Genomic DNA, 15,211 nt, shown 5'->3' with positions numbered 1-15,211 from the left:
TCTCGATGGCATGAAACAGATGACCTATACGAAGTTATTCCTGATGGGCGCACTCCTGATGAATGTGCTCGGCTGCAGTCAGGAGCAGCCGGCCGTCGCGGAGGCGACTCAGGGCAAGCTGAAGGTTGCGTACTACGACAAGCAGGCGTTCGACCTTCAGTACGGTGACTATTATGCAGTCATGTTCCCGAAGCTGGAAATCGAAGTGATCGAGACGAAGCCGGCGAGCGGCGCGGGCGGGGATCGGCTTCAGGAGCTGGAGCGGCTGATGGACAAGGAGCAGCCTGACCTGCTGCTGCTGGACAAAAACAGCTACGGGAGGCTGGCAGGAGCAGGGAAATTAGTATCCCTGGACTCGATGATCCAGAAGGACCGCTTCGATATTGAAAGTATGCTTCCCGCGTCGGTACAATTTTTGCGCAGCAAGGGAAACGGGCAGCTGTACGGCTTGGCCCCGCAGTTCAGCAATTCCGTGCTTTATTACAATAAGGAGCTGTTCGACCGTTACGGCATCCCTTATCCGAACGAGAAGACGACGTGGGAAGATTTTTACCGGGTGGCAGCGAGATTCGGAGGGGAGCAGGAGGAGCCGAAGGTGTACGGGTATCACTTTCCCTTCATGTCCAGCGTGTACAATATGGTCTTCCAAGCCGGGAGAATGCAAGGGCTGAGCTTCTGGACGGAGGACGGCAGCAGGGCTACGGTGGACACGCCCTCCTGGCGCCGGGTGGTTCAATCGGTGAAGGAAGCCGTTCGCAGCGGCAGCACACCGGCTCCTGCAGATACGAAGAAGCAGCGATGGGAAAAGGAGGATTTGGAGAAGGCCGATCTCTTCGGTCAGGGACGGGCAGCCATGACGATCAATACGACCTGGCAGATCGATCAGCTGAAGCGGAGCGGCAGCAAGGTGTCATGGGACATTGCCCCGCTGCCTGCGGCCGAAGGCGGGAAGCGGTACAGTCCCGATTTTTCCTTGAGCCCGATCTACAGCATTTATGCCGGAGCGGGGAATGTGGAAGCCGCATGGCAGGTCATCCGGTACTTCCACAGTACGGAGGCCGCCAAGGTCGAGAGAAAGACGTCGCAGGCTCTGCTGACCCGCCAAGGGTTTGTAGGGCAGGAGGAGGGACGGAGCCTCCGGATCTTCTATGACGTTGCTTATGACGAAGCAGCGGATCAGGCGCTCCACGCGCCGCTGCACTTAAGCTTCTATGAAGGCTTCGACCGGTTCGCTGAAGAGGAGCTGGACGCCATTATGCAAGGCCATGCGACTGTGGAGCAGGGGCTGCAAAGGCTGGAGCAAAGAGCACAGCGTCTGCTGGAAGAGAGCAAGGCGGCAGCTCAATTGAATGAATAACGTATCGACTCCCATTCATGCAAATAGTATGATGGGAGTATTTACTATGTCTACATGCAGTCCAAGGGGGACGGAAGCACATGGCGGAGAGAAGTCAGCCCATCGACCTGCAGCAGGAGCATCTGCTTCGCAGCTACTTGGAAAATACGCAAATGAACCTGCACATCGCGACCTATACGAAGGTGTCGCATACCTGGGGATCGCCTCCTCATACACCTGACGTGAACCGCTTGTATTACATTCGTGAGGGAGAAGGCTGGATCAAAATCAAGGGACGCCATTATGAGCCCCGGCCGGGCCAGCTGATTCTACTCCCGGCAGGAGTGCGGCTGTCCTTCGGTACGCAAGCGTGGGGCAACACGTACGGCAAGTATTGGTGTCATTTTACCTCGACGGTGGGGGATATCAGTTTGTTTCAGATGCTGGATGTTCCTTATGTATTGGATTTTCCCGATGAAGGATGGCTCGAGCAAAGGTTCCAGGAGCTGATCAAGCACCATAGCCAGCCTACCTTGACCTCGCCCCTGCGCATCAAATCGGTGCTGCACGAGCTCGTATCGGCCTACATGGAGACGGCGGCTGAGCAGGAGCGGGGGGTCCGCATGGTGCATTTAAGCGAAACGGGCAAAATCAACAGCGTCCTCGCCTACATCGATGAGCGTCTGCACGAGCCGATTACCGTGGAGGAGCTGGCGCAGCTGGTGCATTTTCACCCGAATTACTTCATGCCGTATTTCAAATCGATGCTGGGCGTCTCGCCCATTGCGTATATCAATCGCAAACGGATGGAGAAGGCGCGCGAGCTGCTGGTCACAACGGAGCTTACGGTGACGGACGTCGCGGAGCAGGTAGGCTTCGAGCTGTATTACTTCTCCCGGTTATTCAAGCGAATGAACGGGATGTCCCCGAGCGAATTCCGCAAGCTGATGCAGAGACTGTCTACTGATTAGGCAGCTCTGTGGCCGGACTAGGCCTGCGGCGAACGCTTGAATTGATGAGGAGTCAGACCGACGTGCTTCTTGAACATTTGGCAAAAATACGAGAAGTTGCTCAGCCCTACCAGCTGCCCGATTTCCTGAACGGGAGCGTCGGTCGTCTTGAGCAGCCAGCACGCCTGCCGGATGCGCCGGGCGGTCAAATATTCGGTGATGCTGCTGCCGACCGTCATCTTGAACACGGCGGATACATGATTGGGCGAGAGATGAATGGCATGTGCCAGCCTCTTGAGCTCGAAGGGCTCCATGTAATGCGACTCGATCCACTCCATGATCCTCTCCGCGGTATAGGATGGCTTGGAAGGGGCGCCAGGCAAATCGGTGAGCGGACCGGCCGTTGCTTTGAGCTGATGAAGGAGAGCGGTTAAGAACAGAAGCTGCTCCTCCAAACGTTCTTCTTGGGAAGCGTTTGCAAGGATGGGCCTATGGACTTGGAACAGCTGCAGCATCGCCTCCTGAGAGAGCTTGGTGAAGCATTGCTCGGTCAGCGCGCCCTTCCACAGCTTGGTGAAGAAAGCCCGCAGGGACGGGAAAGAGGCGAGACTGGCGTCAAGCACTGCCGGCTCGAAGACGAAGAGGGACCGGATGTAGGTTTTGTTCGGCAGGTCATGGACCCGAATACGATGCAGCTGGAACGGCTTGAAGAAGAATAATATGCCGGGCCTCAGCTCAATAATTTGTTGCTCCACAATGACGGTTCCATACCCTTCGTGAACGTACAGCAGCTCCATGCCCTGATGAGCGTGGAAAACCTCCACAAATTCGCGCGTGCGGTCCAGCTGAAAGGAAAACTGAGCCGGGTGCCGGTTGAGGTTCATATAGTTCATCAGCTTCAAATCGATCACAGCCCTTCGGTCATCGCCTGGCGGCGACCGTAATATAGCAACATTTTATCATAAGAGGACAAAACTTTGGAGTGCCGAATCGTGCTAAGCTGAAAGCAACGAACTTAGAGGAGTGTTTATCTTGCAGAAGCAGCGATTGGTGCAGCAGTGGGAGCATTATTGCGGGAGTTTGGGCGGTCCTTGGGAAGTGTGGCGCGGGGATAAGCTGAAAAATCATTATAATGTGCCGTGGCAGCCGGTTTCTCTGCCGCACAGCTACAACGGGCTCGACGTGATGGACCCGGACGGCAAGTATTATCAAGGACAGGGCTGGTACCGGGCCAAGCTCGAAGTGAACAATCCGTATCCGGGGGGCCGGACGCTTTTGCATTTCGAAGGGGCTGGGCAGCGCTCGGAGGTATACGTTTATACATGGAAGATCGGAGAGCATCTCGGCGGCTATGACGAGTTTACGGTGGATATGACGGAGGCTGTGGAGCAGGCGGCGGCTATCGAACGTTATCGGGGTCTCGTGCCTGTAGCGGTGATGTGCGATAACAGCAGAGATCTGGAGACGATTCCGTCGGATGCGAGCGATTTTCACCTGTATGGGGGGATCTACCGGTATTTGAATCTGGTGTATGTGCCCAAGGTGAGCTTGCAGCAGGTGCATGTGGAAGCAAGTGAGGTAAGCGTGGCGGGCGACGGTAAGGGATCGTGCCGGGTGAAGGTGCGCGCTTCGTTATATAACCCCGAGAAGTGCTCGGAGGCTGTGAAGCTGGCGATTCGGCTGCATGCTCCGAACGGCGACGTGGTGGCGGAATCGACGCTGGAATGCCTGCCGTGGCAAGGGGAGAAGGAGCTTGCGGTGTACGCGTTGAACGGCGCCTCCTTATGGTCGCCGGGGTCGCCCGGATTGTATGCCTGTACGGTGAGTCTGGAGAGTGTGCACGGTGAGACGTCCGTTCGGGAGCGGTTCGGGGTACGGTCGTTTGAGTTCGTGAAGCGGGGACCTTTTATGCTCAACGGCGAGAGGCTGCTGCTTCGGGGGACGCACCGCCATGAGGATCACGCAGGTGTCGGTCCGGCGATGACGGAGGAGCAGATCCGCGAAGAGATGCAGCTGATCAAGGAGATGGGCGCGAATTTTATCCGGCTTGGTCATTATCAGCAATCCCGCATTGTACTGGAGCTATGCGACGAGCTGGGGATCCTGGTGTGGGAGGAGATCCCTTGGTGCCGCGGAGGTCTCGGAGGCGAGGCGTACCGGCAGCAATGCCGCGATATGCTGACGGCGATGATTACGCAGCATTACAATCACCCATCGGTCATTCTGTGGGGATTAGGCAATGAGAATGATTGGGAATGCGACTTTGATTATTTCGATCAGGAAGAGATCCGCCGGTTTATGAAGGAGCTGCACGAGCTGTCGCATCGTTTGGACGACGGGCGGTTGACGGCGATTCGCCGCTGTGAGTTCTGCAAGGATATTGTGGACGTGTACTCGCCCTCGATCTGGGCCGGATGGTATCGGGGCATCTATACCGATTATGAGGAGAGCTGCCGTACGGCGTTCGAGAATGTCGATTCGTTCTTCCATATGGAGTGGGGCGCGGATAATTTGGCCACCCGGCATGTGGAGAAGCCGTTCACGGGCTTCGAATTCATTCCTAAGGGGGAAGGCGGCTCGACGGATGAGCGCGACGGCGATTACCTTCTGACCGGCGGCGAGCCTAGAGTATCCCGGGACGGGGATTGGTCGGAGACGTACTTCTGCGACATGATCGACTGGTATCTGAAGTGCCAGGAGACGATGGACTGGCTGACGGGGGCGGCGCAGTGGTCGTTCAAGGATTTTGCCACGCCGGTGCGGCCGGATTCGCCGATTCCGTTCCTGAACATGAAGGGCATTGTGGAGCGCGATCTGACGAAAAAGGAAGCCTATTACGTGTTCCAATCGTACTGGGCGGCGAAGCCGATGGTGCGTCTGTACGGGCATACGATGCAGGTACGCTGGGGCCAAGAGGGAGAGCGCAAGCTGGTGAAGGTGTACTCCAACTGCGGGGAGGCGGAGCTTTTCCTGAACGGAGTCAGCCTTGGCGTGAAGCGGCGGGATTCGCAGAGCTTCCCGGCTGCCGGCCTGCGCTGGGAGGCGGTGTTCGTCCCAGGAGTGAATCGTCTGCGCGTCGTAGCGACGCAGGATGGGGTCACGGTGGAGGATGAGCTGACGTTCGAGTACCAGACGGAGGCATGGGGAGCGCCGGCACAGCTGCGGCTGACGGCCGAGACGTGCGAGGACGGCCGGGTGTACGTCGAGGCGCGGGCTTATGACGCCAGCGGCGTGTTCTGCCCGGACGCTGCGCAGTTCGTGCGCTTCGGGCTCAGCGGCGACGGCCGTCTGCTCGACGGGCTCGGCACGATCCGCGGCTCGCGGCTCGTGCAGCTGGCGAGCGGCCGTGCGGGCATCTACGTCGACCCGGTCGGCGGTCTTCCGGCAGCCATCGGGGAGACGGGGTTCGTCTCGGCGGGAGGCCCGGCGTCGGCGCTGGCCGGAGCAGGAGGCGCACGGACCGCGCCGGTGTCGGTGGTCAGCGTGCGGTGCGAGGGCCTGCCGACGGCGCTGATCACGCTGGGGTAGGTTGGCCGTTCCGGAGCGCTCGGGTGCGTAGGAGTGGCTGAAGGCTTGGGCGGCGGTAGTGTTGCTCGGGTGCGGTAGAGTGAGGTTGGCTGGTGCGCTCAGGATGGCTATGGCTGGGTAGGTTATAAGGTGCAGTGAGGAGTGCCGGCGGTAAAGTGGCTAGGGTGCGTGGAGTAACTGAAAGAACTAAGAGTGTCGTCGGTCGACAAACTCAGGCGATTATGGCTGGATAGTTAGCAAGGTGCAGTGAGGGAAGTCCCTGCGTAACGTGGCTAGGGTGCGTGGAGTAACTTTTCTTGTTCTGCCGAGCTTCATCGTGCAATAAAGCTGAGCGATAGCGGACTTTTAGGGACTTATTTGCGTGTAATGGATGGTTACAAGCAGCTTAGCGGATTTTCAGGGACTTATTTGGCGGAAATGAGCTATTACGAGCAGTACGAAGCCCATTCTCGCCCAATTAAGTCCCTCAAAAGGACTTATTCCTTCCGGGAAGCCTGTTTTCCTAAGAATAAGTCCCTGAAAGTCCTTTATTACCAAATACAGGGGAGATGGACACGAATGAGCACAATCGATTCAAGCAAGTGGCAGAACGCCGTTACGATGCAGGAAGCTCTTCCGGACGTATGGGAGGCGCTGCAAACCAAGGTCGACCGCATGATCGGACAGCTTGGCGGCAAATCTCCGCATGTAGCGAAGGCGGACGGGATCTATGACGATATGCGGCACGACTGGTGGACCTCCGGGTTCTGGCCGGGGATCCTGTGGATCCTGCACGACCAAACGGGCAAGGAGCATTACAAGGAAGCCGCGTGGGGCTGGGATGAGCGCTTCGAGCGCAAAATGATTGAGGACAACAACTTCCACCACGATGTTGGATTCCAATTCTCGCCTACGGCCGTGATCAAATATATGCTGACCGGCGACAAAGACGCCAGAAGACGCGGGCTTCAAGCGGCGAATTTCCTGGCAGGCCGCTTCAACCTGGCAGGCCGGTTCCTGCGGGCGTGGAACCAGGAGAAGATCGGCTGGGCCATCGTCGATTCCTCGATGAACCTGTCGATCCTGTTCTGGGCGGCGGCGGAGATCGGCGATCCGCGCTTCGAGCAGATCGCAAGGGCCCACGCCGACACGGTCATCACCAAGTTCATCCGAGAGGACGGCTCGGTGAACCACATCCTCAGCTTCGACCCGAGGACGGGCGAGCTGATCGAACCGCTCGGCGGCCAGGGCGCCGGGCCGAACTCCTCGTGGAGCCGCGGGCAAGCCTGGGCGCTCCACGGCATGGCCAACACGTACCGGTATACCGGTGACGTGAAATACTTGCACGCGGCTCAGCGCGTCGCGCATTATTTCCTCGCGTGCCTGCCGGACGACTACGTCGCGCACTGGGACTTCCGCGCGGCGGACGACCTCACCGGCCTGCCGCGTGACACCTCGGCGGCTTCCTGCGCCGCCTCGGGCCTGCTCGAGCTGGCCGCTGCGCTGCCGGGCGTCGAGGGCTCGCTGTACCGCCGCGCCGCCGACCGCATCCTGCTCTCGCTCACGAAGCATTACGCCACGTGGGATCAGCCGGGGCACGAGGCGATTCTTGTGGCCGGCACGGGCAACCTGCCTGCAGGCCAGAACATCGACGTCTCCCTTATCTACGGGGACTACTATTACGTTGAAGCGCTCGCCAAGCTGCAGGGCTGGAAGCATCGGATTTTCTAAACATACGAACAAGCCGCAGGCCCCATCTGGAGAACCTGCGGCTTTCCTTTTATTCCGGCACCTTCGCTTCGCCGCGCATGCGCTGCTTGAATTCCTTCGGCGAGCATTGATTGAACCGCTTGAACATTTTATAAAACTGGGCCATATTCGGAATGCCCGCCTCGCAGCCGACCTCCATAATGCTGAGATCCCGCGTCAGCAGCAGGCGCTCCGCCTTCTTGATCCGTTTGTAGTTGACGTAGTCGATGAACGAGAGGCCCATGACCTTTTTGAAATACTTGATAAAATAATGATAGCTCAAATTCAGCACGCTGCAGACGTCCTCGACGGCAATCTTCTCCGCCAAGTGCTGATCCACATAATCGAGCGCCGGCCGGATGCGCATGAGCTCCTCGCTCTCGGTTCCCTGCAGAAGGCCGCGAGAGTCGTATCTCAGGAGCAGCAGCAGCAGCCGCTTGATCGAAGCGCTGATCGCCATCTCGTAGCCGCGCCGTCCTGATTGCGATTCCTCGAAAATGTCCATAATATGCAAGTAAGCTTCCTTGCGGGCCTCGGGATGCTCCCGAAAAATATAGTTCATCACCCCAAGCGGCCGTGTGAGCTCCGAGAAGCAGTGCAGGTACGGCATCGTGCTCTGGTCAAAATGCTGCGCCAAATCTACCTGGAACACCACATAGCGGAGCTCGCCCGGATGCTGCTTATGCGTGCGGTGCAGCTGAGAGGAGCCGAGGAGATAAACATCGCCGGGTCCCAGCACATGGTACTCATGCTTGGTTTGGATCCCGAGCTCCCCCTCGACGATCACAAGGAATTCCACCTGTTTATGATAATGCCAGCGCCAGAAGCCACCCGGCTTGCCGTGGTGCGGTCTGGACTCGTGAATTTGCCATATTTTGAGAAAAAGCAGCGGATTCTGATAAATAACCTCTTCGTTGACGATATCGGGACCGGTCTCGACTACAGCAGGCACGGCGGCAGCACCTCGGATTGTAAAAGGTTGGATAAAACAGGATTGCATAACGTTATGAAAGATTAACACCACTAAGTATACCATGATTGCCAGGGGGAAGACAGTTTTGGATATAGATCAAACAAGATCGAGAATATCTTTTTGCCTGTCCGAAGACTATACTCAAGGTACATAAGAAACCACTATGGGAGGTTGCCTGCATTATGAGCCAAAAGCTGCGAGTTTTTGTGTGGAACGAATTCCGCCATGAAAAAGAAAACGAAAAAGTCCGTTCGGTATACCCTGACGGGATTCATACCGCTATCGGAGAAGGATTAGGCACCGAGGTGGAAGTGAGCTATGCTACGCTAGACGATCCCGAGCACGGGCTGAGCCAGGAGCGTTTGGACAATACGGATGTGCTCGTATGGTGGGGGCACAAGGCGCATGGCGAGGTGCAGGATGAGATCGTGAACCGTGTGCACCAGCGCGTGCTGAAGGGCATGGGGCTTGTTGTGCTTCACTCGGGTCATTTTTCGAAGGTTTTCAAGAAGCTCATGGGCACAACCTGTGACCTCAAATGGCGCGAAGCCGACGAAAAGGAACGCCTCTGGGTTGTGGCTCCGGGACATCCGATTGCGGAGGGCATCGGCGAGTACATCGAGCTTCCTCAGGAAGAAATGTACGGCGAGCATTTCGATATTCCGGCGCCGGATGAGCTGATCTTCGTGAGCTGGTTTGAAGGCGGCGAAGTGTTCCGCAGCGGCTGCACGTTCCATCGCGGGTCGGGCAAAATCTTCTACTTCCGTCCGGGTCATGAGACATACCCTACGTATTACAATGAGCAGATTCGTACGGTCATCCGCAACGGCGTCCATTGGGCGGCTCCGACGACGCGCGAATATCCGAAGTACGGCAATCATAAGCCGCTGGAAGAAATCAAAGCGAAGTAAGTTATGGTTAAAAAAGAAGGCTATTCCCCCGCTGATCCATAAGTGCTGCGGGCGGAATAGCCTTCTTTTGTCTGTTACCAGCCGCGCTGGTACTGCTTCGGCGGCGTCAGCTGCACGCCGAGAGCCTGCGCAGCGGTTCGCGCCCAGTACGGGTCGCGCAGCAGCTCGCGGCCGAGCAGCACGAGGTCCGCGCGGCCGTTCTGTAGGATTTCCTCCGCCTGCTGCGGCGAGGTGATCAGGCCGACCGCCCCAGTGGCAATCTCCGCACCGCGGCGGATGGCCTCCGAGAAGGGCACCTGGTAGCCGGGATACGCTGCAGGTGCCGCCGGTACGACCGCGCCGGAGCTGACGTCGATGAGGTCGACGCCCTGTTCCTTCATGCGCGCGGCGTAGTACACGTAATCCTCCGGCGTATTCCCGGCCGGATCGTACTCGTGGGCCGATACGCGAACGAAGAGCGGGCCGTCCCAGACGGATCGCACACCGTCGATGACGTCCTGCAGGAAGCGGTACCGCCGGTCGCGGTCACCGCCATAGGCATCGTCGCGCTTGTTGGCGAGCGGCGACAGGAATTCGTTGATCAGGTAGCCGTGCGCCCCGTGGATCTCGATGACGTCGAAGCCGGCTTCCTTGGCGCGCCGCGCTCCCTGCACGAAGGCGTCTATCGTCTCGCGGATTTGCTGCTCGCTCATGGCTTCGGGCGTCTTTGATTTCTCGTTGAACGCAATCGCGGACGGAGCAAGGATCGGGCCGTCGATCATCGCCTTGCGTCCGGCATGGGCCAGCTGGATGCCGATGTGTGCGCCTTGCTCGTGGACGAGCTCCGTGAGCTCCTTCAGCCCGGCGATGTGCTCATCGCTCCAGATGCCGAGGTCCTGCGGCGAAATGCGTCCCTGCGGGGTTACCGCCGTCGCCTCCACGATAAGGAGGCCGACGCCACCGACCGCACGGGTAGGGTAATGCACCTTGTGCCAGTGGTTCACCTTGCCCGATTCGTCGCGGCAGGAGTACATGCACATCGGGGACATCACGATGCGGTTCTTGAAGGTTACTTGCTTGATCGTATAAGGGGTAAACAGCATAGTATGTAAACACTCCTTTGCAGTGGATGGTTTGTTGAGAGTCGGGGTGTAATTATTATACCCAAGCTGCTAACAAAAAAGAAGCACGGGTACCTGCTCCCATGCTCCTTCCCTAATGCGTTGGCCCTTATAGAGCTTACCGTCTGCGCCGACGTCCCCGCACCGGACCGGCTCCGCGGCGCTTCCGTCTGCGGCGCCGCCGGCCGGTCGGCGCCAGACCGTCCAAGTCGTAGTCGGTAGACTCCGATTTCACGCTTCCCCCTTTGGCGATCGAGCCGAAGAGCAGCTTCGCCATCGGCGCCATCTGCTGGAACATCGAAATCATTTTCTGCGCCTGCTGCATGCGGGTCATGATGCCCTCAATACCGCCCATTTTATCGACAAATTGCTTAATCTGGTTCATATTGAGGCCGCTGCCGCCCCCGGACCCGCCGCCGAACAAATTGCCCAGCGCCCCGCCGAGTCCTCCGCCCCCGCCGGCTCCTCCTTCCATGCCCCCCGAATAAGGAGCAGGAAACTGCGCTCCTCCAAGCCCCGGATAATCCCCATACGGATTACCGGAGGCAAAACTGCGTGTCTGCACATCCTTGCCTTGGTTACCGATGATCGGTTTTTGATAGCTCATAGCTTCACAGTCCTTTTATACATAGTTTTGTTGCAAGGCTGTCTGCCCTGCGGGCTTTTGACTATAGACGAATTCCTAGTATACTGTATGAGATAGGCGAATGGTTGGATTGGACTCCTGTCACGGTTTTCCGGAAATTCGGAGATTTTACCCCATTACCGCATAAAAATAGTAACGTTTCGCTAATCTAAAGGGAGGAATTCATCCCCAGATGTCGAATACACTCTTAACAGAGTCTTACCATAGAAAAGCGACGGCGGATCAGGCGGAAACGGTAATCCCTGCCCTATCGCAGAAGTAATGATGACCATCAAGGGGTTGAACGAAACCATGCAATTAAAGAAGCTTAACGATAAAGCGATTGACCAGCTGTTCGAGGCGATCCTCACACTTAAGGATATTGAAGAATGTTATGTGTTTTTTGACGATCTGTGCACGGTGAACGAGATTCAGTCGCTGTCGCAGCGGCTTGAAGTGGCGAGAATGCTTCGCAAGGGCAATACGTACAACCAGATCGAGGCGGAAACCGGCGCCAGCACGGCGACGATCTCCCGCGTGAAGCGGTGTCTGAACTACGGCAACGACGGGTACAAAATGACCCTCGAGCGCCTCGGACGCTAACGAATAGACAGTCCGCCCAAATCCTTCTCGCCTAGGGGTGAGCGGGATTTTTCGTGTTCCGGTTCCATAAGCTGGGCTTGCAGGAGGGATAACACATGGCAAAACACGGTATATTAGTCATAAGTCACGGCTCGCGCAGCGAAGCGTGGGTCAGGCTCGTGGATGAGGCGGTTGCGGGAGCAAGGCTGCCGGCTGACGTGCCGGTGTTTCCCTCGTACCTGGAGCTGGTGGAAGGGCGATTGATCCAGGACGGAATTACCTATCTGGAGGAGCTTGGGGTCACGGACATCATCGTGGTGCCCTTATTCGTGTCTTCGGGGAGCACGCACATCGATGAGATCAGTTACGCGCTCGGCGTGAAGCCGGAGCCGCTGCTGCCGACGGATATGACACCGTTCCGGATTCGGGCGCGCATTCATATGAGATCGCCGATCGATGACGATCCGGTTTTTGCCGGGATTTTGCATGAAAAAATCAAGCCGTTATCCATCGACCCTTCTAAGGAGCTTCTGCTCTTAGTCGGTCACGGCAGTGTGGAACGGGGCTTCCATACCCTCTGGCGGCGAGGGATGGAGCAATTGGCTAAGCGCTTGCAGGCGCTGGGCGGATACGCGGATGCGAAGACGGCGATGCTGCTGCCCGATCAAATCCAGCTTCGCATGAAGCTGTGGCGGAAGCGGTACGATCCGAAGGACTATACGGTGATTGTGGCGCCGCTTTTTTTGAGCGAAGGATATTTTACAAAGCAAGTCATACCTGAGCGGTTGGCCGGATATGATTATCGATATAACGGACGGGCTTTGCTGCCGCATGAGGGCATTTCGCGGTGGATCGAGCAGCAGGCGGCGCCGATACTAGTGAACGGGTGAGGACGAGATGGCGGTAAGAGCGAAGCGGGCAAGACTGATATATAATCCTTCCTCGGGCAGAGAGGAGATCAAGAAGCGGCTGCCGGACATTCTCCAGCGGCTGGAGCGGGGCGGCATTGAGACGAGCACGCATGCGACCATAGGGGAAGGCGATGCGACGCTGGCGGCGGCCGAGGCGGTGGAACGCGGCTTTGACTTGATCATAGCGGCCGGCGGGGACGGGACGCTGTATGAAGTGATCAACGGCATGGCCGAGAAGGAGAACCGTCCGCCGCTCGGTATTCTGCCGCTGGGGACGACGAATGATTTCGCCCGGGCGCTGGGCATTCCGCGGAGCTGGGAATTTGCGATCGACGTGATCCTGCAGCAGCATACGCGGGTTATCGATGTGGGGAAGATGAATCAGCGCTATTTTATCAACATTGCCGGCGGGGGTTCGCTTACGGAATTGACCTACGAGGTGCCGAGCAAGCTGAAGACGATGATCGGCCAGATGGCCTATTATATGAAGGGGCTCGAGAAGCTGCCGCGGCTGCGCCCGATTGAGCTGCTCCTGCGAACGCCGGAGCGGGAGTTCCATGAGGAGGTCATGCTGTTCCTGATCTCCAACAGTAACTCTGTGGGCGGGTTCGAGCGTCTGGCGCCGGATGCGTCGCTCAGTGACGGCCTGTTCGATGTGCTGATCCTGAAAAAATGCAACCTGGCGGAATTCATCCGCGTCGTCTCCCTGGCGCTGCGCGGCGAGCATTTGGATGACCCGAACATCATCTATCTGCAGACCAACTATATTGAGGTAACGTCGCCGGATTACGTTCAGATCAACCTGGATGGGGAGTTCGGGGGCACCCTGCCGTGCGTGTTTACGAATTTGCCGCAGCACTTGCGTATTTTTGTCGATGAATCGGGGCAATCCACCTATAAGCAGCAAAGCATGAACCTGGCGTTGAAATTTCCTTGGAAAACGAAATCCGGAGTGGACGAAGATGAAACAGAAGAATAAAGAGATGATCGGGGTACCCGTCGAGAAAAATGGAGAGTACATCGCCGATATCATCGGAATCGGGCATGAAGGGGAAGGGGTAGGCCGGGTGAACGGCTTTACCCTTTTTATTGTGGGGGCGCTGCCGGGCGAGCGGGTGCGGGTCAAGGTGCTCAAGATCAAGAAGCAGTATGGCTACGCCAAGCTGCTTGAGATCCTGGAGGCCAGCCCGGACCGCATTGGGGCGCCGTGCCCGATCTATAAGCAGTGCGGCGGCTGCCAGCTGCAGCACATGAGCTATGAGGCGCAGCTTCGGTGGAAGCGGCAGCTGGTGGTGGACAACCTCGAGCGGATCGGGAAGCTGCGGGTTGCTGGTGGAGCGGGTGCGAGTGCTGGTGAGAGTGGGGGCGTTGGGGCTGGGTCCGGCATCGTGGTGCATCCGACGCTGGGCATGAGTGAGCCTTGGCGTTACCGCAACAAGGCGCAGGTGCCGATCGGCTTTGGCGAGGAGGGCGGCCTTGTTGCCGGCTTCTACGCGCAGGGCAGCCATCGCATCATCGACATGGAGGCTTGCCTCATCCAGCATGAGAACAACGATGCCGTTGTCGCGGCGGTGAAGCGCATTGCGCGGGAGCTCGGCATCCGGCCGTACAACGAGGAGACGCAGCAGGGGCTGCTTCGCCATGTGGTAGCCCGGTACGGGTTTAACACCGGCGAGATCATGGTCGTGCTGGTGACGAACGGGGAGGACATTCCGCGTAAGGCGGAGCTTGTCGGTTTGATTCGCGAGGACATCCCGGGTGTCCGCAGCATCGTGCAGAACGTAAATACGCGGGCGACGAATGTGATCTTCGGCGAGCGGACCAAGGTGCTGTGGGGCTCCGAGGTCATCTATGATACGATCGGCGAGGTAAGATTCGCCATCTCGGCGCGGTCGTTCTACCAGGTGAATCCGGTGCAAACGGAAGTCCTTTATAGTAAAGCGCTGGAGTATGCCGAGCTGCGCGGGGAAGAGACCGTCATCGATGCGTATTGCGGCATCGGGACGATCTCGCTGTTCCTCGCCCAGAAGGCGGGCGAGGTGTACGGCGTCGAGATCGTGCCGGAGGCCATCGAGGACGCCCGCCGCAACGCGCTGCTGAACGACATCCGCAACGTGCGGTTCGAGGTCGGCCCGGCGGAGGTCGTCATCCCCGCGTGGCGCGAGAAGGGCATCGCCCCCGACGTCATCGTCGTCGATCCGCCGCGCAAGGGCTGTGACAACGCGCTGCTGGAGACGATCCTCGCGATGCGCCCGGAGCGCGTCGTGTACGTCTCGTGCAACCCATCGACGCTGGCCCGCGATCTGCACGTGCTGGAGGATGGCGGCTATCGCACCGTGCAGGTGCAGCCGGTGGATATGTTCCCGCATACCGTTCACGTAGAATCTGTGGCGTTGTTGGTGAGGAATGGTACAGAGTGCTGAGAATGCAGTGGTGGAGCGGGTTTGGGGAGTAGTACAGATTAGATGGAATTGTGAAACAGAGGCTAGAAAATAGTAGAGTTGACTGATTGTTGACGAAATTAATAGATTAATTGGTGGTTGATCTAATTCTTGATTGGTTAGGGG

Annotated in this window: 13 protein-coding genes; 9 read left to right on the top strand and 4 right to left on the bottom strand. The window is 57.9% G+C overall.

All coding sequences use genetic code 11. The features are described 5' to 3' along the window. Window positions 1–10: 10 nt before the first annotated feature. Together RAC89_RS08650 and RAC89_RS08645 are read left to right on the top strand one after the other, a co-directional pair. Window positions 11–1,357, top strand: coding sequence for an extracellular solute-binding protein (locus RAC89_RS08650; protein WP_306613040.1), 1,347 nt, complete (start codon window positions 11–13; stop codon window positions 1,355–1,357). Between the two features lie 80 nt (window positions 1,358–1,437). Further along, the gene (locus tag RAC89_RS08645; RefSeq protein ID WP_306613038.1) at window positions 1,438–2,307 is read left to right on the top strand and encodes a helix-turn-helix transcriptional regulator; all 870 of its coding nucleotides are present in this window, start codon (window positions 1,438–1,440) and stop codon (window positions 2,305–2,307) included. A 17-nt stretch (window positions 2,308–2,324) separates the two neighbouring features. Here the strand turns inward: RAC89_RS08645 and RAC89_RS08640 are convergent, their stop codons facing one another. Further along, window positions 2,325–3,179, bottom strand: a complete 855-nt coding sequence (locus RAC89_RS08640; RefSeq protein ID WP_306613036.1) for an AraC family transcriptional regulator — start codon at window positions 3,177–3,179, stop codon at window positions 2,325–2,327. Between the two features lie 139 nt (window positions 3,180–3,318). Here RAC89_RS08640 and RAC89_RS08635 point away from each other — a divergent pair, with 139 nt between their 5' ends. Both RAC89_RS08635 and RAC89_RS08630 read left to right on the top strand, forming a co-directional pair. After that, window positions 3,319–5,814, top strand: a complete 2,496-nt coding sequence (locus RAC89_RS08635) for a glycoside hydrolase family 2 protein (protein ID WP_306613035.1) — start codon at window positions 3,319–3,321, stop codon at window positions 5,812–5,814. A gap of 558 nt (window positions 5,815–6,372) precedes the next feature. Then, entirely contained in the window at window positions 6,373–7,524 is a 1,152-nt protein-coding gene (locus RAC89_RS08630; RefSeq protein WP_306613033.1) for a glycoside hydrolase family 88 protein, read from the top strand. Window positions 7,525–7,573: 49 nt separating this feature from the next. Here RAC89_RS08630 and RAC89_RS08625 read toward each other — a convergent pair whose 3' ends face one another. Then, window positions 7,574–8,494, bottom strand: a complete 921-nt coding sequence (locus RAC89_RS08625) for an AraC family transcriptional regulator (RefSeq protein ID WP_306613031.1) — start codon at window positions 8,492–8,494, stop codon at window positions 7,574–7,576. A gap of 203 nt (window positions 8,495–8,697) precedes the next feature. Between RAC89_RS08625 and RAC89_RS08620 the strand changes: the two genes are divergently transcribed. Beyond that, the gene (locus tag RAC89_RS08620) at window positions 8,698–9,426 is read left to right on the top strand and encodes a ThuA domain-containing protein (protein ID WP_306613030.1); all 729 of its coding nucleotides are present in this window, start codon (window positions 8,698–8,700) and stop codon (window positions 9,424–9,426) included. 74 nt (window positions 9,427–9,500) lie between these two features. Here the strand turns inward: RAC89_RS08620 and namA are convergent, their stop codons facing one another. Continuing rightward, window positions 9,501–10,508 carry an NADPH dehydrogenase NamA gene (gene namA / locus RAC89_RS08615; protein WP_306613028.1) on the bottom strand — a complete coding sequence of 336 codons (1,008 nt, stop codon included), beginning with the start codon at window positions 10,506–10,508 and terminating at the stop codon, window positions 9,501–9,503. Between the two features lie 136 nt (window positions 10,509–10,644). Then, a complete protein-coding gene (locus tag RAC89_RS08610; RefSeq protein ID WP_306613027.1) occupies window positions 10,645–11,133 on the bottom strand; it encodes a hypothetical protein in 489 nt (162 codons plus the stop codon). A gap of 330 nt (window positions 11,134–11,463) precedes the next feature. On the opposite strand from RAC89_RS08610, the gene RAC89_RS08605 reads away from it, so the two are divergent. From RAC89_RS08605 to rlmD, 4 genes are all read left to right on the top strand, one after another. Next, window positions 11,464–11,754, top strand: coding sequence for a YerC/YecD family TrpR-related protein (locus tag RAC89_RS08605; protein WP_010494821.1), 291 nt, complete (start codon window positions 11,464–11,466; stop codon window positions 11,752–11,754). Window positions 11,755–11,849: 95 nt separating this feature from the next. Continuing rightward, window positions 11,850–12,623, top strand: coding sequence for a sirohydrochlorin chelatase (locus RAC89_RS08600; protein ID WP_306613026.1), 774 nt, complete (start codon window positions 11,850–11,852; stop codon window positions 12,621–12,623). A gap of 7 nt (window positions 12,624–12,630) precedes the next feature. Continuing rightward, window positions 12,631–13,623, top strand: coding sequence for a diacylglycerol kinase (locus RAC89_RS08595; RefSeq protein WP_306613025.1), 993 nt, complete (start codon window positions 12,631–12,633; stop codon window positions 13,621–13,623). Beyond that, window positions 13,607–15,067, top strand: a complete 1,461-nt coding sequence (gene rlmD / locus RAC89_RS08590) for a 23S rRNA (uracil(1939)-C(5))-methyltransferase RlmD (protein ID WP_306613024.1) — start codon at window positions 13,607–13,609, stop codon at window positions 15,065–15,067. Before RAC89_RS08595 ends, rlmD begins: the two co-directional genes overlap by 17 nt. Window positions 15,068–15,211: the final 144 nt, after the last annotated feature.

Source organism: Paenibacillus sp. GD4, assembly GCF_030846225.1.
In the GTDB taxonomy this organism is placed as follows: domain Bacteria; phylum Bacillota; class Bacilli; order Paenibacillales; family NBRC-103111; genus Paenibacillus_G; species Paenibacillus_G silviterrae.
The sequence above is the reverse complement of the archived record's forward strand: the minus strand, read 5'-3'. Positions and strand labels throughout refer to the sequence as shown.